Origin of the sequence: Halomarinibacterium sedimenti (assembly GCF_019312585.1) — a bacterium.
Lineage (GTDB): Bacteria > Bacteroidota > Bacteroidia > Flavobacteriales > Flavobacteriaceae > Halomarinibacterium > Halomarinibacterium sedimenti.
This window is the reverse complement of the sequence record NZ_JAHWDP010000001.1, coordinates 591,997-612,059: the sequence shown is the minus strand read 5'-3', so window position 1 is coordinate 612,059 and position 20,063 is coordinate 591,997. Positions and strand designations below refer to the sequence as shown.

General features: G+C 35.4%; 17 protein-coding genes. 11 read left to right on the top strand and 6 right to left on the bottom strand.

Annotated features, from left to right (window positions below; translation table 11 throughout):
• Nucleotides 1-186 precede the first annotated feature (186 nt).
• The 4 genes from KXJ69_RS02980 to KXJ69_RS02965 all read left to right on the top strand — a co-directional run bounded on the left by KXJ69_RS02980 (nt 187) and on the right by KXJ69_RS02965 (nt 6,604).
• Nucleotides 187-3,000 (top strand): TonB-dependent receptor, encoded by a 2,814-nt coding sequence (locus tag KXJ69_RS02980; RefSeq protein WP_219051113.1) that lies wholly within the window; start codon nt 187-189, stop codon nt 2,998-3,000.
• A gap of 20 nt (nt 3,001-3,020) precedes the next feature.
• Nucleotides 3,021-4,601 (top strand): SGNH/GDSL hydrolase family protein, encoded by a 1,581-nt coding sequence (locus KXJ69_RS02975; protein WP_219051111.1) that lies wholly within the window; start codon nt 3,021-3,023, stop codon nt 4,599-4,601.
• Between the two features lie 200 nt (nt 4,602-4,801).
• The gene (gene atpD, locus KXJ69_RS02970; protein ID WP_219051109.1) at nt 4,802-6,307 is read left to right on the top strand and encodes a F0F1 ATP synthase subunit beta; all 1,506 of its coding nucleotides are present in this window, start codon (nt 4,802-4,804) and stop codon (nt 6,305-6,307) included.
• Between the two features lie 21 nt (nt 6,308-6,328).
• Nucleotides 6,329-6,604, top strand: a complete 276-nt coding sequence (locus tag KXJ69_RS02965) for a FoF1 ATP synthase subunit delta/epsilon (protein ID WP_219051107.1) — start codon at nt 6,329-6,331, stop codon at nt 6,602-6,604.
• A gap of 62 nt (nt 6,605-6,666) precedes the next feature.
• Here KXJ69_RS02965 and KXJ69_RS02960 read toward each other — a convergent pair whose 3' ends face one another.
• Entirely contained in the window at nt 6,667-8,229 is a 1,563-nt protein-coding gene (locus KXJ69_RS02960) for a glycerol-3-phosphate dehydrogenase/oxidase (protein WP_219051794.1), read from the bottom strand.
• 138 nt (nt 8,230-8,367) lie between these two features.
• On the opposite strand from KXJ69_RS02960, the gene KXJ69_RS02955 reads away from it, so the two are divergent.
• Nucleotides 8,368-10,185, top strand: coding sequence for a TonB-dependent receptor plug domain-containing protein (locus tag KXJ69_RS02955; protein WP_219051105.1), 1,818 nt, complete (start codon nt 8,368-8,370; stop codon nt 10,183-10,185).
• Between the two features lie 86 nt (nt 10,186-10,271).
• On the top strand, nt 10,272-11,135 hold the full coding sequence (locus tag KXJ69_RS02950; protein WP_219051104.1) for a cupin-like domain-containing protein: 864 nt from the start codon (nt 10,272-10,274) through the stop codon (nt 11,133-11,135).
• On the opposite strand, the gene KXJ69_RS02945 is transcribed toward KXJ69_RS02950, so the two are convergent.
• From KXJ69_RS02945 to KXJ69_RS02930, 4 genes are all read right to left on the bottom strand, one after another.
• A complete protein-coding gene (locus tag KXJ69_RS02945; RefSeq protein WP_219051102.1) occupies nt 11,132-12,235 on the bottom strand; it encodes a T9SS type A sorting domain-containing protein in 1,104 nt (367 codons plus the stop codon). The two genes, KXJ69_RS02950 and KXJ69_RS02945, sit on opposite strands and share 4 nt — an antisense overlap.
• Before the next feature lie 5 nt (nt 12,236-12,240).
• Complete coding sequence (locus KXJ69_RS02940) at nt 12,241-12,717, bottom strand: regulatory protein RecX (RefSeq protein WP_219051100.1); 477 nt, start codon at nt 12,715-12,717, stop codon at nt 12,241-12,243.
• A gap of 59 nt (nt 12,718-12,776) precedes the next feature.
• A complete protein-coding gene (locus KXJ69_RS02935; RefSeq protein ID WP_219051098.1) occupies nt 12,777-14,324 on the bottom strand; it encodes an Rne/Rng family ribonuclease in 1,548 nt (515 codons plus the stop codon).
• A gap of 322 nt (nt 14,325-14,646) precedes the next feature.
• Nucleotides 14,647-14,937, bottom strand: coding sequence for an HU family DNA-binding protein (locus tag KXJ69_RS02930; protein ID WP_219051096.1), 291 nt, complete (start codon nt 14,935-14,937; stop codon nt 14,647-14,649).
• 138 nt (nt 14,938-15,075) lie between these two features.
• On the opposite strand from KXJ69_RS02930, the gene mutY reads away from it, so the two are divergent.
• Genes mutY through gldD form a run of 4 tightly spaced genes read left to right on the top strand, consistent with a single transcriptional unit; the run spans nt 15,076 to nt 18,543 of the window.
• A complete protein-coding gene (gene mutY / locus KXJ69_RS02925; protein WP_219051094.1) occupies nt 15,076-16,143 on the top strand; it encodes an A/G-specific adenine glycosylase in 1,068 nt (355 codons plus the stop codon).
• A gap of 56 nt (nt 16,144-16,199) precedes the next feature.
• The gene (locus tag KXJ69_RS02920; protein ID WP_219051092.1) at nt 16,200-16,664 is read left to right on the top strand and encodes a single-stranded DNA-binding protein; all 465 of its coding nucleotides are present in this window, start codon (nt 16,200-16,202) and stop codon (nt 16,662-16,664) included.
• Nucleotides 16,665-16,685: 21 nt separating this feature from the next.
• Entirely contained in the window at nt 16,686-17,993 is a 1,308-nt protein-coding gene (locus tag KXJ69_RS02915; protein ID WP_219051090.1) for a gliding motility-associated protein GldE, read from the top strand.
• Nucleotides 17,986-18,543: a gliding motility lipoprotein GldD gene (gldD, locus tag KXJ69_RS02910; protein ID WP_219051088.1), complete on the top strand. Its 558-nt coding sequence runs from the start codon at nt 17,986-17,988 to the stop codon at nt 18,541-18,543. Before KXJ69_RS02915 ends, gldD begins: the two co-directional genes overlap by 8 nt.
• A gap of 42 nt (nt 18,544-18,585) precedes the next feature.
• On the opposite strand, the gene KXJ69_RS02905 is transcribed toward gldD, so the two are convergent.
• The gene (locus tag KXJ69_RS02905) at nt 18,586-19,098 is read right to left on the bottom strand and encodes a heavy-metal-associated domain-containing protein (RefSeq protein WP_219051086.1); all 513 of its coding nucleotides are present in this window, start codon (nt 19,096-19,098) and stop codon (nt 18,586-18,588) included.
• A 66-nt stretch (nt 19,099-19,164) separates the two neighbouring features.
• Here KXJ69_RS02905 and KXJ69_RS02900 point away from each other — a divergent pair, with 66 nt between their 5' ends.
• A complete protein-coding gene (locus tag KXJ69_RS02900) occupies nt 19,165-20,037 on the top strand; it encodes a DMT family transporter (protein WP_219051084.1) in 873 nt (290 codons plus the stop codon).
• Nucleotides 20,038-20,063 lie beyond the last annotated feature (26 nt).

The window sequence follows — 20,063 nt, the reverse complement described above, 5'->3', positions numbered from 1 at the left end:
GTGTATCATAATTTCTTACAATTTCATTGTGGAATAAGTGAGTATTATGGATAAAATGGGTATTTCTTTGGTGCATTACCATTTTTAATCAAATATTCTTAACAATTTCTTAAAAAAAAGCTTCATTTTTTTATGCATACATAATATTTATTTTACTTTTACAGCATTATCAAACAAAACTTTTTTATGAAAACTATTGTATTTGTATTATGCTTGTGTTTAAGTACTATTACTTTTTCACAAACCAATGTAAGCGGAAAGGTTGTTGACGAATCTTCGGTGCCCGTTGTTGGCGCCAATATTGTAGTGGTTGGGGATACTGCCGGAACTGCCACAGATTTCGACGGAAACTTCTCCTTACTTGTAGACTTGGAGCCCCCTTTTGTGCTCCAAATTTCTAGCGTTGGCTACGCATCGCAAGATGTAGAAGTTACTTCAAACAATCAAAACTTAAATGTAGTTTTGGTGGAAGGATCTGAACTTGATGAGGTTGTAATTTCTGCGTCAAGAACTCCAGAACGTGTTTTTGAGTCCCCAGTGACTATCGAACGCTTCGGAATAAAAGAAATAAGAAGCACTGCGTCGGTAGACTTTTATGATGGTCTTGAAAATTTAAAAGGAGTCGATATAAATACCAACAGTTTAACGTTTAAATCCATTAACACAAGAGGTTTTGCAACATTTGCTAACACACGTTTTATGCAGTTGGTAGATGGAATGGATAACTCTGCCCCAGCACTTAACTTCCCATTAGGAAACTTATTGGGAATGACAGATACAGATATTTTAAGTGTAGAATTACTTCCTGGAGCAGCTTCTGCATTATATGGTGCTAATGCATTTAACGGGATTCTTTTTATGCGAAGTAAAAGTCCTTTTGATCATGAAGGAATTAGTATTTCTGCCAAAAGAGGAATAACTAGTCAGGAGGCTGCCGGAGATAACCCTTATACAGATTTCAGCATTCGAGCAGCACATAAGTTTTCCGAGCATTTTGCTGCAAAAGTAAATTTTGGATATTTAAGAGGAACCGATTGGGAAGCAAACAATACAACTGCTAAACCCGGAACAGGTGCAACCCGTGCAGATATAGATTATGATGGAATTAATGTTTATGGTGATGAGGTAAGTACCGATATTAAAGAAGTTGCTGAAGCGTTAGTTGGATTAGGGATACTTCCAGCAGGGGCTGAAGCCCTAGTGCCTTCGGAAAATGTGAGTAGAACAGGTTACAATGAAGGAGACCTAACAGATTATGAAGCTGAAAGTATTAAAGCAGATTGGGGATTGTATTTCCGTCCTTGGGCAAATGATTTTGAAATTGCTTATGTGGGTAAAGTAGGAACAGGATCTACGATTTATCAAGGTGCCAATAGATATGCCATTGATAATTTCTTCTTGCAACAACACAAACTAGAAATAAGAAATGACAATTTCTTTTTACGAGGATATGTAACGGAAGATAGAGCAGGAGACAGTTATGATATGGTTTTTACTGGGATTAACATTAACAGAGCTTGGAAAGATGATCAAACGTGGTTTGGACAATATGTAGGAGCCTTTGTGCAAGGATCACTCGCTGGTCTTACTGCGGAAGAAGCACATAATCTAGGAAGACAAACTGCAGATACTGGACGTTTTGAACCAGGAAGTGATGGATTTAATAGCGCATTCAATGCAAGTATTAATAATCCAGATTTAGCTACGGGGTCTAAGTTTCAGGATAACTCAAAAATTTATCACGGTGATGCTAATTATAACTTTAGCCACCTTTGGGATGCTGTTGAGGTTCAAGTGGGAGGTTCCTATAGAACGTATAGTTTAAATTCTTCTGGAACTATTTATACAGATAATGACGGCCCAATTAATTATTCTGAATATGGTGTATATACTCAACTTCAGAAGAAATTAGAACTTTCAGATAATGTAGATCTAAAATTAACGGGTTCTGTTCGTTATGATAAATCTGAACTTTTTGACGGATTTTTCTCTCCAAGATTAGCTGCTGGTTTCACCATAAACGATCAGCATAATATCCGTGCTTCGTTCCAAACAGGATTTAGAAATCCAACTACTCAAGATTTATATATTGGATTAGATGTAGGAAGAGCTGTGTTAGTAGGAGGTGCCATAGACAACCCATCACGTTATGTTGATGACTATGACTTAAGTACCACTGGTCAGGCATTATTAGGTGCTTCAACGATTCAGTTTGATGGTCAAGGAGCTTATACTAACTCCTACCTTTTAAGTTCTGTACAAGCTTTTGGTGCTACAGGAGATGCTTCACAGTTAGAAATTGCTAACTCAAGCTTTGTAAAACCAGAACAGGTAACCTCTTTTGAATTAGGATATCGTGGAAAATTAGGAAAAGTAATTGTTGATCTTAGCGGATACTATAACCAATACCAAGACTTTTTAGCAAATGAAACAGTAGTTGCTCCTTTCTATGGAGATGTTCAATTAACACAAACGGTTCCAGGCGACCCTAACAATACGCCTTTAGCGATTGCAGCAATCGCAAACTCAGATTTTCAAGTGTATCAAACTTATACCAATAGCGATAAAGACGTAAATTCTTATGGAGGCTCCATAGGAGTTTCTACTAAGATTTTTGGAAATTTTGATTTAGGAGGAAACTATACGTATGCAAAATTGGACTTTGATACAGAAGCCAATCCAGACTTCCGTACCAACTTTAACACACCAGAGCATAAAGTGAAAGGGTCTTTTGGGAATACGGAGTTATTTAAAAACTTTGGATTCAATGTAGCTTGGAGATGGAGCGATACGTATGAGTGGGAAGCTTCTTTTGGAGATGGACAAGTTCCAGCATTCCATGTTCTAGATGCACAGCTTAATTATAGAGCTCCCAAATTCTTAAAGTCTACTTTTAAAGTGGGTGCTACCAATGTTTTAGGTGACGAGTACTTTACCGCATTTGGAACTGGATATATTGGTTCAATGTATTACGTTTCTTGGACCATTAATAATTTATAATCAGTAAAAAAATTAGTATTATGAAAATTAAATATATAGGTGTTCTTTTAATCGCTTTAGGGTTTATTGCCTGTGAAAGTGATGATAGCACAACAATGGATGATGTACAGGTTGATCTTTCAGCAGGAAGTGCCGATTTTTCGAACTACGTTGCATTAGGAGCTTCTTTTACGGCAGGTTATACAGATGGAGCTTTATTTATAGCAAGTCAAGGGAATTCATTTCCAAATATTCTATCACAACAGTTTTCTGCCCTTGGAAGTGGTGAATTCACCCAACCTTTAATGAATGATAACGTTGGAGGATTATTACTTGGTGGAAATGTTATTGCCAATCCAAGATTGTTTTTTAATGGTGCTGGTCCTGCGGTTTTGCCTGCCATGCCAAGCACAGAAGTTAGCAATGTTATTGCGGGTCCCTATAGTAATATGGGTGTGCCAGGGGCTAAAAGTTTTCACTTGCTAGCAAACGGTTACGGAAATGTGGCTGGAGTTGCTACAGGTCAAGCAAATCCTTACTTTGCTAGAATGGCTTCAAGCGCAAATGCTTCTATGTTAGAAGATGCGTTAGCCCAAGCACCTACATTTTTCACACTTTCAGAAGTAGGTGGAAATGACGTTTTAGGTTTTGCCACTTCAGGAGGAAGCGGAGTTGACCAAACAGGTAATTTCGATCCTACAACGTATGGATCAAATGATATTACAGACCCAAATGTATTTGCGCAAACCTTTACTGCTCTTGTTGGTGCTTTAACTGGTTCTGGAGCAAAAGGGGTTGTAACTAATGTTCCTTATGTAACAAGTTTACCCTATTTTACTACAATTCCATATGCGCCGTTAGACCCTACAAACCCAGATTTTGGCCCTCAAATTCCTTTATTAAACGCGACTTTTGCACCTCTTAATCAGGCTTTTGCTTTCTTAGGAGTGCCAGAAAGATCTATTGTTTTTTCTGAAACAGCAGCAAGTCCAGTAGTTATTTTTGATGAGTCTTTACCAGATATTTCAGCACAATTATTCCCTGTGCTTCAAGCAGGAGGCTTAGATCCTTTGACAGCACAATTACTTTCTGCTCAATTCGCCCAATCAAGACAAGCAACGGCAGAAGATTTATTGGTGTTGACTAGCTCATCAGTTATTGCGACGCTAAACGAAGAGTATTTTAATCAATTAATCACATTAGGAGTGCCCGCAGCTACGGCTGGTCAATTAGCGGTAAATGGGGTAACCTACCCACTCGAAGACCGCTGGGTGCTTACTTCTAGTGAAGAAAATTCAGTAAGAGTTGCTACAGACGCCTATAATGTAACTATTGAAAATGTAGCATCTTCAAGTGGATTGGCTTTAGTAGATTTAAACGGAATCTTACAACAAGCATCTACTACGGGAATTACTTTTGATAATTTTACCATGAATACAGATCTTGTATTTGGTGGCTTAGTAAGTCTTGATGGAGTGCATTTAACAGCAAGAGGTTATGCGTTAATGGCCAATAAATTTTTAGAAGCTATTGATGCTACCTACGGTTCAAACTTTATTGAGGCAGGACAAGTAGCTAAAGCAAATAATTACCCTGTTACTTACTCTCCCGAATTACAGTAGAGTACTATAAAATTATTGATAAACCCCTTTTGATTAATACAAATCGAAGGGGTTTCTTTTTTGATTGAAACCGAAGAGAATAGAATTCAAAAAATTACATTTTTAGGTTGTTTTTTTAAGGAAGAAAAACATATCTTTGCACCGATTTTTAAGGGGGATGTTTTAACCCTAATTAATTTAAAAAAATAAACACGTACATAATGTCAAAAGTTACAGGAAAAGTTGCTCAAATTATCGGTCCAGTAGTAGACGTAGAGTTTGCTAGTGGTGCTGAACTTCCAAAAATTTATGATTCTCTTGAGGTTCAAAACCATGGGAATACTTTGATTCTTGAGGTGCAATCACATATTGGTGAAAACACGGTAAGAACCATTTCTATGGATTCAACAGATGGATTAAGTCGAGGCGTAGATGCTGTTTCAACAGGAGCTGCTATTCAAATGCCAATAGGAGAAGATATTTATGGGCGTTTATTTAATGTAATTGGAGATGCAATTGATGGAATAGGAGATTTGCCTAAGGCTGGTGAAAACGGACTTCCAATTCACCGTGAGGCACCGAAATTTGAAGACCTTTCTACTTCTACCGAAGTTCTTTTTACAGGAATTAAAGTAATCGACCTTATTGAGCCTTATGCAAAAGGAGGTAAAATTGGATTATTTGGTGGAGCAGGAGTTGGTAAAACAGTATTGATTCAGGAATTAATTAATAACATTGCAAAAGGTCACGGTGGACTTTCAGTTTTTGCTGGAGTAGGAGAAAGAACTCGTGAAGGAAATGATCTTTTAAGAGAGATGTTAGAATCTGGTATTATTAAATACGGTGATGATTTTATGCACTCGATGGAAGAAGGTGGATGGGATCTTTCTAAAGTAGATAAAAAAGCCATGAAAGAAAGTAAAGCTACTTTCGTTTTTGGACAAATGAATGAGCCTCCTGGGGCTCGTGCACGTGTGGCACTTTCAGGGTTAACTATTGCAGAATATTTCCGTGATGGAGCTGGAGACGGACAAGGGAAGGATGTACTTTTCTTCGTAGATAACATTTTCCGTTTTACACAAGCAGGTTCAGAGGTATCAGCACTTTTAGGTCGTATGCCTTCTGCGGTAGGATACCAACCTACATTAGCTTCAGAGATGGGAGCGATGCAAGAGCGTATTACTTCAACCAAAAAAGGATCTATTACATCGGTACAAGCGGTTTACGTACCTGCGGATGACTTAACGGATCCTGCACCAGCAACAACCTTTGCTCACTTAGATGCAACTACAGTACTTTCTCGTAAAATTGCTGAGCTTGGTATCTATCCTGCGGTGGATCCATTAGATTCAACTTCGAGAATTTTATCTGCAGATATTCTTGGAAAAGAGCATTATGACTGTGCGACTCGAGTAAAAGAATTATTACAGCGTTATAAAGAATTACAAGATATTATTGCCATCCTTGGAATGGAAGAATTATCTGAAGAAGATAAAATGTCCGTAAATCGTGCACGTCGTGTACAACGTTTCTTATCACAGCCTTTCCACGTGGCAGAACAATTTACAGGGATTCCAGGGGTTTTAGTAGATATTAAAGAAACGATTAAAGGGTTTAATATGATTATGGATGGTGAATTAGATCGTCTTCCTGAGGCTGCTTTCAACTTAAAAGGAACTATCGAAGAAGCGATTGAAGCAGGTGAGAAAATGCTAGCTGAAGCATAATTAACGTTTTAAAATAACACTATGTATTTAGAAATAGTAACTCCAGAAGCATCTTTAGTGAGCGGTGACGTAGAAAGCGTTACGGTTCCAGGTGTTGATGGGGAGTTTCAAATGTTGAATAATCACGCAGCTATTGTTTCTTTATTAGGAAAAGGAAAAGTAAAATTTGCTGGAAATCCTACCATTGCTGAAGCACATAAAGACAAGTTTACACAAGATAAAGGGAAGTGGATACTGGAAATTAATAGCGGTACTGTGCAAATGAGTGAAAACAGAGTGATTGTTTTAGCAGACTAACTAATAGAATATAACATATACAAGCCCAAATTCTGAAAAGAGTTTGGGCTTTTTTAATAGATTTAGTGTATAATATATTTATCTACTAGTTTTTTAAATGCTAATAGCTCATTTTCCTCCCATTTACTGTCTTTTCCAAGGCTTTTTGCCATTACCGAAGCAACTAAAGAAGCTGCTTCTTGAGCAGCTTGAGCATCTAATAATAATAGCCGTATCCTTCTCGATAAAAAGTCTTCTACAGTTCGCGCCATTTCATGTTGTATACTCCAAATTATTTGTCCTTTGGTAAACGCATAATTAGGGTGAATTTTTTCAGCATGTTCAACATTGGATTTTTCAAATTCTAAATAGGACTCCAAGTCATTTCCGTAAAAGGAAAGATGATCTGGTAGAATTATTTTTTCTGAAATATTTCCATGAATTGCTATTTCTTCCGTCTTACAAGGTACTTTCTGAAAATGAAACGATTCTATAATTTGGTTAACCACATCTTCGGCCATTTTCCGATAGGTAGTCCATTTTCCACCAATAATACTTATAAGGTTATTGTCGATAATAATTTTATGGCTTCGGGAAACTTCTTTGGTGGTTAGTGTATCATTGGATGGTTTTGCCAAAGGTCTAAGGCCACTAAACACTGAAAGTACATCGCTTCGAGTTGCCGTTTTGGTTAAATATTGGTTAATGGTTTCTAAAATAAAATCGACCTCTTCTTGAAGTGGAATAGGTTCAATTTTTGGTTTTTTAATAAGTGTGTCAGTCGTTCCAGCTATCACTTTAGTATGCCAAGGAATTATAAATAGTACTCTGCCATCACTAGTCTTAGGTATCATAATTGCCTTTTCACTTTCTAAAAACGAACCGTCTAACATTAAGTGAATACCTTGACTTGGAATCACTGTTTTTTTATGATTTGGGTTATACATTTTTAAAACCGAATCTGTAAAAATCCCTGTAGCATTTATAATGGCTTTTCCTTTTAAAGTATAGCTTTTATGGGTTTCATTATCTCTTACTTCAATAGACTCAATAAGATCATTTGAATTTTTATTAAAGCGTTCAACTTTTACATAGTTTAAACACACAGCACCCAATTCTATGGCGGTTTGAGCTAGGTTTATAGCTAAGCGGGCATCGTCAAATTGTCCGTCGAAGTAAGAAACACCATTGGCTAGACCTTTCGATTTTAAGGTGGGAAGCCTTTTTAACACGGTTTTTTTTGAAATGAATTTTGACCCCCCAAGACTCAATCTTTTTGAAAGCCAATCGTATAATTTTAGCCCCATTAAGTAATAGGGACCTTTCCACCATGTATAATTTGGAATAATAAATTCCAATTTTTTAAAAAGGTGTCTCGCATTTTTTTCAAGATGACCTCTTTCTTCTAGTGCTTCTATTACTAATTTTATATCGCCTTGGGCAAGGTAGCGTACGCCCCCATGAAGCAATTTGGTGCTTTTACTAGAAGTTCCTTTGGCAAAATCGTACTGTTCAAAAAGGATGGTTTTAAATCCGCGTGAGGCTGCATCAACGGCAATACCCAATCCGCTGGCTCCTCCTCCAATTATGATAATATCCCATTCTTTTGTTGAAGTGAGTTGGGAAATTAGCTTGTCTCTGTGTATCAAGGAGGTAGGATTTATTAAATGAATATGCCTAAAATTCTTGTTTAAGATACTGTAAAATTCAAGAAAATTCAAGGAAGATATGTTAGGTCATTTTTATGTGGTTGGGTATTTTTGCCAACTTAAAAATTATCCGTTTTGAAGTTAAAATATATTGCAATTTTCAGTTTTATTTCAGCAGTTGTTTCTGCACAAGAAGAAAATCAAATACCAGAGCAAATAGAGGAAGTTGTTATTTCTGCCAACCGAATTGAAATTCCTTTTTCAGAAGACTCTAGAACCATCACTATCATTTCTTCAAAAGAAATTAGAAATAGTGCTGCACCTACTGTAGCCGATTTGCTACAACAAGTTGCAGGAGTTGATATACGACGAAGAGGGACCTTTGGGATGCAAGCCGATTTGTACATTCGTGGTGGAGGTTTTGACCAAACCTTGTTGTTAATAGATGGAATTAAAGTAGAGGATGCACAAACGGGACACCATACGCTAAATATGGCGCTGCCCTTGGACGTAATTGAACGAATTGAAATCATCAAAGGTCCTGCTGCTAGAATTTATGGGCAAAATGCTTTTACAGGAGCTGTGAATATTATTACCAAAAAGAAAGCTTCAGAGTTTGTTTCGGTGGGTATGCAAGGGGGTTCTTTTGAACAATTAAATGCCGAAGTAACCGCCAATACTAATTTTGAAACTTCTTCGCATTTGGTTCATTATTCTAGAAATACTTCGGAAGGATATCGTTTTAATACAGATTACGACAATCAGAATTATTTTCTGAAAAGTACTTTCAATACGCAAAAGACACCTGTAGAAATGATTGCTTCTTTTTCCGAAAGAAAATTTGGTGCAAACGGTTTTTATGCGTCACCAACGGCGGTAAATCAGTATGAGGAAACACAAACCAGTTTGTTGGGTTTTTCAACACAATTTAGAAAGGGCCATTTGAAGATTTCACCCAGAATCTATTGGCGAAGAAATCAGGATGAATATGTTTTTGTAAGACAAGATCCTTCAATCTATAGAAACCTACATATCACAAATAAAATAGGAGCGGAGGCAAACGCGAGTTATACTTCAAATTTGGGGATTACAGGTTTTGGTGTGGATATGGCAAAGGTGTATTTATCGAGTAATAATTTGGGGAATCGAGACCGATTTATGACCACTCTTTTTGTAGAGCATCGCTTTGAGTTTTTGAATAATTTGTTAGATGTAACACCCGGTGTGGCTGCTACTTATTATTCAGATTTTGATTTTCAAGTCTTTCCAGGAATTGATGTGGGGTATAAAATTTCAGATTCGTGGAAAGTCTATGCCAATGCTGGATATACCTACCGAATTCCAACCTATACCGATTTGTTTTACAGCGACCCAACCACGTTAGGAAATGAAAATTTAGAACCCGAAAAGGCCATTTCGGAAGAGATTGGAATTAAATTCAACATGCAAAACATAAATGTAACAGCTGCCTTTTTTAATCGAGATTCAGATAATTTAATAGATTATGTAAAGGAAAACGAAGAGGATTTATGGATGGCTACGAACGTACGTTCTTTGAATACGAAAGGATTTGAGACCCATTTAAACTATAACTTTAAAATTAATGGATTTATACAGTTTTTAAATCTTGGTTATACCTACATGGAGGATGAAGTAAAAGAATTGGATATTACTTATTCTCGATATTCCATTAACTCCTTGAAGCAACAGGTTACAGGTTCTTTTAAATCACAATTTCTGAAAAACCTTTCTCAGTCTATTGTGTACAAATACGCCGAAAGAACTGTAGGTGAAAAGTATACGGTGGTGGATGTTTCAGCTACATTACAACTTAAAAAGCTAGAACTTTCAGTCATTGCTAATAATATATTTAATGAGGCATATACTGAAACTAATTTGGTTCCTATGCCCAAAGGGAATTTGCTTTTTGGATTGAAGTATACTTTTGAATAGTTTTAAACACCTGTTTTATACTGGCTTTTCTTTTTTTAAGAAATTGTTACCATAAAGTTTCTTAATTTTGATTTTTAATTTTAAAAATGCAGTTACAGGAAATAGAAAGAGTGGCAACTATTACAAAGGAAGAATTCCTAAAGAATTACTTTAAACCACAACGACCTGTAATTATTGAAAGCTTTGTTGATGATTGGCCTGCTATAAAAAAGTGGAATCTCGACTATATGGCAGAGGTTGCGGGGGATATTGAGGTTCCTTTGTACGATGACCGCCCTGTACGTCACGATGAGGGCTTTAATCAGGCACATGCAAAGATGAAGATGAAAGAGTATGTAGCGTTGCTTAAAAAGGAGCCTACGCGCTATCGTATTTTTCTTTGGAATATCTTAAAAGAAGTGCCTCAGCTTCAAAAGGACTTTAGTTATCCAGACTTTGGACTCAAATTAATGAAAGGTCTCCCCATGCTTTTTTTTGGAGGTGAAAACAGCTACACCTTTATGCATTATGATATTGATTTGGCCAATATATTTCACTTTCATTTTCACGGAAAAAAACAAGTAATATTGTTTGATCAAAAGCAGAACGATTATCTGTATAAAATCCCACATTCGTTAATTGTACGAGAAGATATCGATTTTAATAACCCTGATTACGATAAATGGCCCGCCTTAAAAAAGGCAAAAGGTTTTATTGGAAATTTGGAACATGGCGAGGTGTTGTATATGCCGGAAGGCTATTGGCATTATATGCGCTATATAACCCCAGGGTTTTCTATGAGTTTACGCGCCATTGCAAGAAATCCAAAAAATTTAAGCAAGGCGATTTATAATATTTTTGTGATGCGCCATTTCGATAATTTAATGCGCCGTTGGAAAGGACAAGCATGGATTGATCGTAAAAACGAAAAAGCCATAACAAAAACCCACGCTAAATTGGGGATTTCTTAGTTCTTTATAAACTTCATTGTTTCTGTATTTCTTTCTTTTGTTACTGAAAGAAAATACATCCCTTTTTCATAGTTTGAAATATTAATCCCTTCTTCTGAATAAATTCCTGTTTGAAGGCGTTTTCCTTGAATATCGAAAATTGAAAACCCAAAAGTATCAAGTTTACTATTTTGAATAAATAATTTATCTGAAGAGGGGTTAGGAAAAATAGTAAATCTTGGATTTTTATAATTTTCTAAATCAAGATCGGGGTCAATAATTGACCATATATACTGTTCGTCAGAAGTTGAATAATAAATGGTATTGCCTTTATAAGTTAATCCCAAAGGAACACCACCAGTATCGGATACTAAAATTTCAGGTTCTAAAGGAAGATTATTCTCTGATAAATCAAGTCTCACTATTTTATTTTCTGAAACACCCTCAATGCCAAGATATAAATAATTTTGAACTACCAAAGAAGACTGTACAGCTCCAATTATACCATCCATAAATGAAACAAGAATGGGTTTGGGATTTGGCTCTGTTACATCAATTTTATATATATCAAATTCGTTTCCTTCTCTTTTTGAATAGTATAATTCATTTCCATAAAAAACAGGATTTCTTATTTCCGAGTTTTCAGATTCAGTAAAGAAAGGGTTTAATTCATTACCTCCTCCTTTAATATTCCATTTATAAATAATTTCTCTAGAAGGTATATATAGTTCATCATTGAAAATACTTGCTCCTTGTGCTGTAGCATTTGGGACAAAGCCTATTTCTTCTCCTGTAATAGGGATAGTGAGATTTAAATCTACTTTTAAAAATCTAAAAAACTCAACTGTATATAAGTGGTTTAAAGAAGGGTAGTATGCCATTTTCCAAACCCCAGAAGAAGCACTTCCAAAATCTGAAACTAATACTGCAGTTGAAGGATTTGAAGTATCAATCTTAAATAGTCTAGCATTGGAATTTGTAGTAGGAAAGGTACCAACATATAAATCATTATTTACCATTGAAATTGAAATTGGAAACTCACCTTGTAGTATATCGGTAAAAACATCTTGTGCCTTACAAAAAGGACTAATAAAGAATAGAATAATGATAATTTTTTGCATAAATTTTATTTTGTTAATTCATTCACTTTTTCCCAAACCAAATGAGGCTCCCAGCCTCGGTAAAAGAGATAATCGGCTAGTTTTTTCTTCTTTTTCTGAAGGTTTTTTTCAGAGGTTAATTGGTTGAGTCTTTTTTCTGCCAAAGCTTCAAAGGAAGAAAGATACTCATTTTCTGGAATTTCTTTTAAGGCAATTTTAATGTTAAAGGCACTTATTTCCCGCATTTTTAATTCCTGAACAATTCGGTTTTTGCCCCAATATTTGTGTTTAAACTTCCCTCTTGCAAAGGCTTGTGCAAAGCGAGTTTCGTTAAGGTAATTATGTTGGAGTAAATGATGTACGATTTGGTCGATGGCTTCAGGAATCATGCGTAATTCTTTCAGCTTTTTGTGTACTTCCTTGTGGCAACGCTCTTGGTAGGCACAGTAGCGTTCCATACGTGCTTTGGCTTCATCAACAGTATATGTTTTGTACGTATTCAAAAGAAAAGTTGAAAAGTAAAAGTATAAAAAAACCCCTTCATTTCTGAAAGGGTTTTTGGTTATTTAATCTCGTTACCATCTTTATCATGAAAATGGTATTCGAGGTATGTGTAAGCATCTCTAGGTTGAATTTTCACCCATTTTTTGTGCTCCATGAACCATTTGGTTCGCACAGATGGAAATCCTTTTGTTAAAAAGGCTGCTATAAAAGGATGTGTGTTTAATGTCAACTTTTTATAGTCTTTTTTGAAAAGTCGTTTAAGCTCTTCGGTAATTTTTGACACAACACCAATAGGGGCTTCAATTTCTTCGCCTTCTATAATGCTGTTAGGGTCTTCTTCCCTTGTTTTAATATTAACTTCGGGTCTTACCCGCTGTCTTGTAATTTGGATTAATCCAAATTTACTAGGTGGGAGAATTTTGTGTTTCGCTTTGTCGTCGCTCATTTCATCTCGAAGATGATTAAAAAGCTGTTTACGGTGTTCTGCTTTACCCATATCAATAAAATCTACCACTATGATACCTCCCATATCGCGAAGTCTAAGTTGTCTAGCCACTTCACTAGCGGCTAGCATATTCACTTCAAGGGCAGTACCTTCTTGGGTTTTGGATTTATTGCTACGGTTACCACTATTCACATCTATAACGTGAAGTGCTTCGGTGTGCTCGATGACCAAATAGGATCCTTTTGCACCAGAAACCGTTTTACCAAACGAAGTTTTAATTTGTCGTTCAATTCCAAATTTTTCATAAATAGGAACTTTGGAATCGTAAAACTTCACAATATTCTCTTTTTTTGGTGCAATTTCTTGCACATAATCTTTTATCTGTAAATAAAGGGTCTCGTCATCTATATGTATTGCCGAAAACGAATCGTTAAATAAGTCTCGAATAATAGAAGCTCCTTTATTTAGTTCACTTAGCACCTTGCTAGGGTGGTGCGCCCCTCGTAGCTTTTTACACATCGCTGTCCAGCGATCGTAAAGATTTTGTAAATCTTTGTCCAGTTCTGCTACTTTTTTACCCTCTGCTACAGTACGTATAATAACTCCAAATCCTTTAGGTTTTATGCTGTTTATTAGGCGTTTTAACCTTTCTTTTTCTTCGTTAGATTCTATTTTTTGAGAAATAGAAACACGATCAGAAAAAGGAACCAAAACAATATAGCGTCCTGCTATAGATAGCTCTGAGCTTATACGTGGTCCTTTTGTGGAAATGGGTTCTTTTACAATTTGTACCAGAATTGATTGATTGTTTTTAAGGGCATTGTTAATACCCCCATTTTTATCAATCTCTTTTTCTAATGGGAATTCTTTTAAAGAGAAATCTCTTAATTTACCTGTGCTTACACTTTTAACGAATTTCAAAAGAGAGAGGACTTTAGGTCCAAGGTCATGATAATGCAAAAAAGCATCCTTTTCGTACCCCACATTAACAAATGCAGCGTTAAGACCAGGAACTGTTTTCCGTACTTTGGCGATAAACACGTCACCAACAGAAAATTTAGTGTCTTCCTCTTCCTTGTGTAATTCTACTAGTTTTCCATCTTTTAATAAGGCAAAATCAACTTGTTGTGAACTGGATCTTACAAATAATTCGTAGTTCACGTGTCATTAATTTTTGTCCCGATGTAAAATCGGGATGGATTAAACAATATTTTATCACAGGGTTTTTCAGAAAAATATCTGAAAAAATTAATACCTGTAGAAATGAATAAGTACAATGCTTATCATTTCATTTTCAAAGAACGTATTGACTTGTTGTTAAAAGAAAAAAGTAGTTCTAAACTACTTTTTCTTGTGGCGGTTAGCGCGTCTTCTTTTCTTGCGCTTATGCGTTGCAACCTTATGTCTTTTTCTTTTTTTACCGCTTGGCATAGTAACGTTTATTTTAAAATGTCCCGCCACTATGACGGGACTAGTTGATTATTTATTTTACTTCTACGTTAGTTTTAACGCCTTCAACAAAAACTTTGGCTGGCTTAAACGCAGGGATATTGTGTGCTGGTATTTTAATGGTAGTGTTTTTTGAGATATTTCTACCTGTTTTTTCAGCTCTTGTTTTAATAATGAAGCTTCCAAAACCTCTTAAATATACATTGTCTCCATTTTCTAATGAAGTTTTCACTTCACTCATAAAGGTTTCTACAGTTGCCTGCACATCTCCTTTTTCCATTCCTAATTTTTCAGAAATTTTTGATACGATATCTGCTTTCGTCATTTTATTTAATTATTTTAAAAATTATATTAAGTAGTAAACTTGAGTTCATTTTTCAAGACGGCAAATATAAGGATTTTAAAATCAAATAATCAAATCGTAACCTATTAAAAATAAATACATAAAGAGTATTTTTGATTCATGTCGAAAAATCTAACCTGGTTTAGTAATCAACTCATTTCTTGGTATTTACAAAACAAGCGTCATTTACCTTGGCGGGAAATGGACGATCCATATACTATTTGGCTGTCTGAAATTATCCTACAACAAACCAGAGTCGCACAAGGTTTGCCTTATTTTGAAAAATTTACAACCCATTTCCCTACAGTTTTTGATCTAGCCAATGCCAGTGAAGGGGAGGTTTTAAAACTTTGGCAAGGATTAGGCTATTACTCGCGGGCTAGAAATCTTCATTTCACGGCCAAACAAGTAGCTTATGAATTAGATGGAATTTTCCCTGAAGACCACAAAGGACTATTAAAGTTAAAAGGGGTGGGAGATTATACCGCCAGTGCCATTGCCTCTATATGTTATCAGGAACCTACGGCAGTTGTAGATGGGAATGTGTATCGAGTGTTAAGTCGGATTTTTGGCATACAGACTCCTATAAATAGTACTCAGGGGATTTCAGAATTTAAAAAACTAGCACAATCGCTTATCGATACATCACAACCTGGAACTTTCAATCAAGCCATTATGGAATTTGGGGCTCGTTTTTGTGTGCCTCAAAATCCTAATTGTAACGATTGCATTTTTAATATAAAGTGTGTAGCGTTTCACGAAAATAGGGTTTCACAACTCCCTGTGAAACTGAAGAAAGCAAAAGTTAAAAAAGAATACTTTAATTATTTGGTGTGTGTTTCGAAAGACGAGGAAACTTTGCTGGAACAAAGAACCGGTAAAGGAATTTGGAGGAATTTGTTTCAGTTTCCTTTGATAGAAAGTAATAAGAAATGGAATGAAAAGTCTTTAACAAACAGCCAAGAATTTAGAGCGTTTTCAGAAAAGGTAAACATTCAATCTGTTTCAATTTTTAACGATAAAGAGATTATACATAAACTATCTCATAAGCATTTATTTACTACTTTTTGGATTTTAGAAACGGAAGATCTTTCAAATGAAGCAATCGCTTTTTCAGAAATTCATTCGTTTCCGGTTCCGGTGTTAATCGAAAACTTTATTTCAAACTTTGAGCCCTTCAAAAAATAAATTTTTACCTATATTTAGTAAACAAAAATTACCTTTGCACAAAATAAACAAAGCAAATGAGCGGTACATTAAATAAAGTGATGCTAATAGGGCATACAGGCGACGATGTTAAAATGAATTATTTTGAAGGTGGGGGTAGCATAGGAAGATTTCCTTTAGCTACAAATGAAACATACACCAATAGAACTACAGGTGAAAAAGTTTCGAATACCGAATGGCATAATATTGTGGTACGCAACAAAGCAGCTGAAATTTGCGAAAAGTATCTTAAAAAAGGGGATAAAGTTTATATTGAAGGAAGAATTAAAACTAGAAAGTGGCAAGACGACCAAGGAAACGATCGCTACAGCACCGAAATACAATGCACAGACTTTACTTTTTTAACTCCTAAGAATGAAACTGGGTCCATGCCGCCATCTCAATCGGTAGGAAACAGCACTTCTAGTGGTTCAAAAGCAACCGATCAAAGTAACGATGTACATGAGCCTATTGGTGAAGAAGATGACGATTTGCCATTTTAATAGTAACGAATTGAATCTATTTTGGATATAGAACCCCCGAGTTTATTAGTGCTTTCTCTTATTACCTCTGTTGAGGTTACTAGCATAGTTTTTGTATTTATTTTACTTTTTTGTTCTGCCTTAATTTCTGGAGCAGAAATTGCCTTTTTTTCCTTAACGCTTTCAGATTTTGATGAAGATAATGGAAATGAACCTTCAAAAAAGATGCAGTTGGTTCAAAAATTATTACGGAAACCAAAAAAGCTTTTGGCTACTATTCTTGTAGCTAATAATCTCATTAATATTGCGATAGTTCTTTTATTTGCCTCGCTAAGTGAATTATTTTTCGGAGGAATTAACAGCCCAGAAATTAAGTTTATTTTGGATGTAGTTGTTGTTACCTTCTTTATTCTACTTTTTGGCGAAATTTTACCCAAAGTCTATGCGAGTAGAAATCGGATTTCCTTTGCCTCGTTTATGGCATATCCCCTCAACGTGCTTTATACTTTGTTTTCCCCCATAAGTACCCCTATGAGGTCTGCTACGATTTATATTGAAAATAAATTTGGAAAGCAAAAATCCAATATTAGTGTAGACCAATTGTCACAAGCTTTGGAATTAACTTCGGAAGAGGATACAACCCACGAAGAACAAAAGATTCTGCAAGGAATTGTCACCTTTGGAAATACCGATACTAAAAATGTTATGAAGCCTCGCTTGGATATTTTTGCATTAAATGAAGCAGATACTTATAAAGCTATTTTACCCGAAATTATTTCGCACGGATATTCAAGAATTCCAGTGTATAAAGAAACCATAGATAATATTACAGGAATTTTATATGTAAAGGATTTACTTCCATATTTCGATAGAAAAACCTTCGACTGGGTAAAACTTAAAAGAGCGCCTTATTTTGTTCCTGAAAATAAAAAACTAGACGATTTGCTTAATGAGTTTAAGGACATGAAAATGCATTTGGCAATTGTGGTAGATGAGTATGGTGGGACAAGCGGACTAATCTCTTTGGAAGATATTATTGAAGAAATTGTTGGGGAAATAACCGATGAATTTGATGATGAAGATTTAATATTCTCAAAGCTTGATGATCAAACCTTTGTTTTTGACGGGAAAACCTCTCTAAAAGATTTTTATAAGGTCATTAAAGTAGAAGACACTAAAATTTTTGACGATGCCAAAGGGGAGGCGGAAACCTTAGCAGGGTTTATTTTAGAGATTTCGAATGGGTTTCCCAAAAAAGACGAAATACTAAACTTCCATTCCTATTCGTTTACCATAGAGTCTTTCGATAATAAACGAATTAAACAAATAAAACTCTCCATAGATGTATAGCCTCCGGGCCTTTTTTGTTGCTATTTCTATTATTTTATTTGCCTCTTGTGGTGATGAAGTGGTGATAAAACCTGCCGCAAAACTTAGATTACAATACGCTCCTCCCAGCTATAAAGTAGTAAAACTGAATTGTCCTTATTCTTTTGAGAAGAATGCAAATGCCGATGTAGTATTAGGAAATAATTGTAATGTCAATCTTGAGTATTCCAATATGAAGGCAACAATGTATTTAACGTATCAAAAGGTCGATAACAATATTGATGCACTCTTAGCCGATGCTCAAAAACTCACGTACGACCATACCATTAAAGCCAATGAAATTTTTGAACAGCCCCGAGTAGATAGTATTAATAAAGTATATGGGATGTTTTATATGATTAACGGTGATGCCGCAACGCAGTCTCAGTTTTATGTGACCGATAGTATTCATCATTTTATCACTGGGGCACTTTATTTTAAATCAAAACCCAATTTCGACTCTATTTATCCAGCAGTGGTTTATTTGCGAGACGATATTCGTAGGATTATGGAAACAGTACAATGGAAATAAAAAAAACCGCCTAAAAGGCGGTTTTTTTATAGAACGTTTTCCTTATGCTTTTTTAGCGCAACACGCTTTTTTACAGTCTTTTTTACAAGCTGCTTTCATTTCCGCGGTACAACCTTCTTTGTGGCACTTATCTGTACATTCGTGAGCAACTTTATCCTTTCCTTCACTTGAAGTAAAAGATTCAACAGTTTTCATTTCAGTAACAGAATACATATCACCAGCACCTTTTACAGTTTCTTCTAAAGAAGTAGTGGTAACTTTCCCTTCCTCAAATTCTACCATAGCCAATTTTTTATCAAAATCAACTGTAGCAGATTTTACACCATCCATTTCAGATAATTTTTTTTCAATTCTTTTAGCACAACCCATGGCGCAGGTCATTCCCTCAATAGTAAATTCTGCTTTAGCAGTAGCTTGCATTTCAGTATTCACTGCAATGGTTTCGGTTGTTTCCACCTCGGCAACTTCGTTTGTTTCCGTTTTTACTTCATTTTTGCAAGAAACCAATGCTAAAGACAGTGTTGCAAATGTGAATAGTATGTTTAAAGTTTTCATAGTATTTCTTATCATTAATTGATGCAAATGTAAGACTTTTGTGATATAAAAACTCAATTTTCTGCTATGCACAATAAATGGGTGTATCTTTTTATTCTGTCACTCATTTGGGGAAGCTCCTTTATCTTAATAAAAAAAGGATTGGTAGGGTTAACGGACTATCAATTAGGATCTTTACGTATTGTGCTAACGTCTTTGTTTTTGTTTTCGGTGGGTTTTAAAAGTATTAAACAAATTCAAAAAAAGCATTGGTTTTGGATTGCTGTTTCTGGGTTTGTTAGTTCCTTTTTCCCCCCCTTTTTGTTTGCCATGGCACAAAACCATATTGATAGTGGTGTGGCGTCAATTTTAAATAGCTTAACCCCGTTAGCAACGGTAATTGTTGGGATATTTATGTTTAGAATTTTAAGTACAAAAAGGCAAATAGTGGGTGTTTTTATTGGCTTGGCGGGTACAGTATTACTTATTTTGGCAGGAGTCGAATTTAATAATAATCAAAATTACCTCTATAGTTCTCTAATTATTATTGCAACTATTGGGTATGCGTTAAATGTAAATATTATTAAAAAACATCTTACAGATATTAGTGCTTTGGCGGTAACTACAGGGAACTTTCTTTTTATCTTTTTACCAGCATTAGTAGTCTTATTTTACACAGGCTTTTTCGAAACCATTTTGCAATCCAGAGAAATGCAAATTTCGGCAATTTATGTTGGGATATTATCTCTTTTTGGAACGGCCATTGCTAAGGTTCTTTTTAATAAAATGATTCAGATTTCTAGTCCTGTTTTTGCTTCTTCCGTCACTTATACAATGCCCATTGTGGCTGTGCTTTGGGGGGTATTTGATGGGGAGCAATTTGGAATTCTCCAGATAGTAGCAGCTGCCATTATTTTGTTTGGAGTATACCTTTCAAATAGAAGAGCGGAGAAAAAATAAACTTTTCATTAACAGTACTTTGTAAT

Bases quoted from the DNA above. Each gene is read 5' to 3' on its own strand.
- KXJ69_RS02980 (WP_219051113.1), top strand. From the start codon at position 187: ATGAAAACTATTGTATTTGTATTATGCTTGTGTTTAAGTACTATTACT.
- KXJ69_RS02975 (WP_219051111.1), top strand. From the start codon at position 3,021: ATGAAAATTAAATATATAGGTGTTCTTTTAATCGCTTTAGGGTTTATT.
- atpD (WP_219051109.1), top strand. From the start codon at position 4,802: ATGTCAAAAGTTACAGGAAAAGTTGCTCAAATTATCGGTCCAGTAGTA.
- KXJ69_RS02965 (WP_219051107.1), top strand. From the start codon at position 6,329: ATGTATTTAGAAATAGTAACTCCAGAAGCATCTTTAGTGAGCGGTGAC.
- KXJ69_RS02950 (WP_219051104.1), top strand. From the start codon at position 10,272: ATGCAGTTACAGGAAATAGAAAGAGTGGCAACTATTACAAAGGAAGAA.
- KXJ69_RS02945 (WP_219051102.1), bottom strand. From the start codon at position 12,235: ATGCAAAAAATTATCATTATTCTATTCTTTATTAGTCCTTTTTGTAAG.
- KXJ69_RS02930 (WP_219051096.1), bottom strand. From the start codon at position 14,937: ATGACGAAAGCAGATATCGTATCAAAAATTTCTGAAAAATTAGGAATG.
- mutY (WP_219051094.1), top strand. From the start codon at position 15,076: ATGTCGAAAAATCTAACCTGGTTTAGTAATCAACTCATTTCTTGGTAT.
- KXJ69_RS02920 (WP_219051092.1), top strand. From the start codon at position 16,200: ATGAGCGGTACATTAAATAAAGTGATGCTAATAGGGCATACAGGCGAC.
- gldD (WP_219051088.1), top strand. From the start codon at position 17,986: ATGTATAGCCTCCGGGCCTTTTTTGTTGCTATTTCTATTATTTTATTT.
- KXJ69_RS02905 (WP_219051086.1), bottom strand. From the start codon at position 19,098: ATGAAAACTTTAAACATACTATTCACATTTGCAACACTGTCTTTAGCA.
- KXJ69_RS02900 (WP_219051084.1), top strand. From the start codon at position 19,165: ATGCACAATAAATGGGTGTATCTTTTTATTCTGTCACTCATTTGGGGA.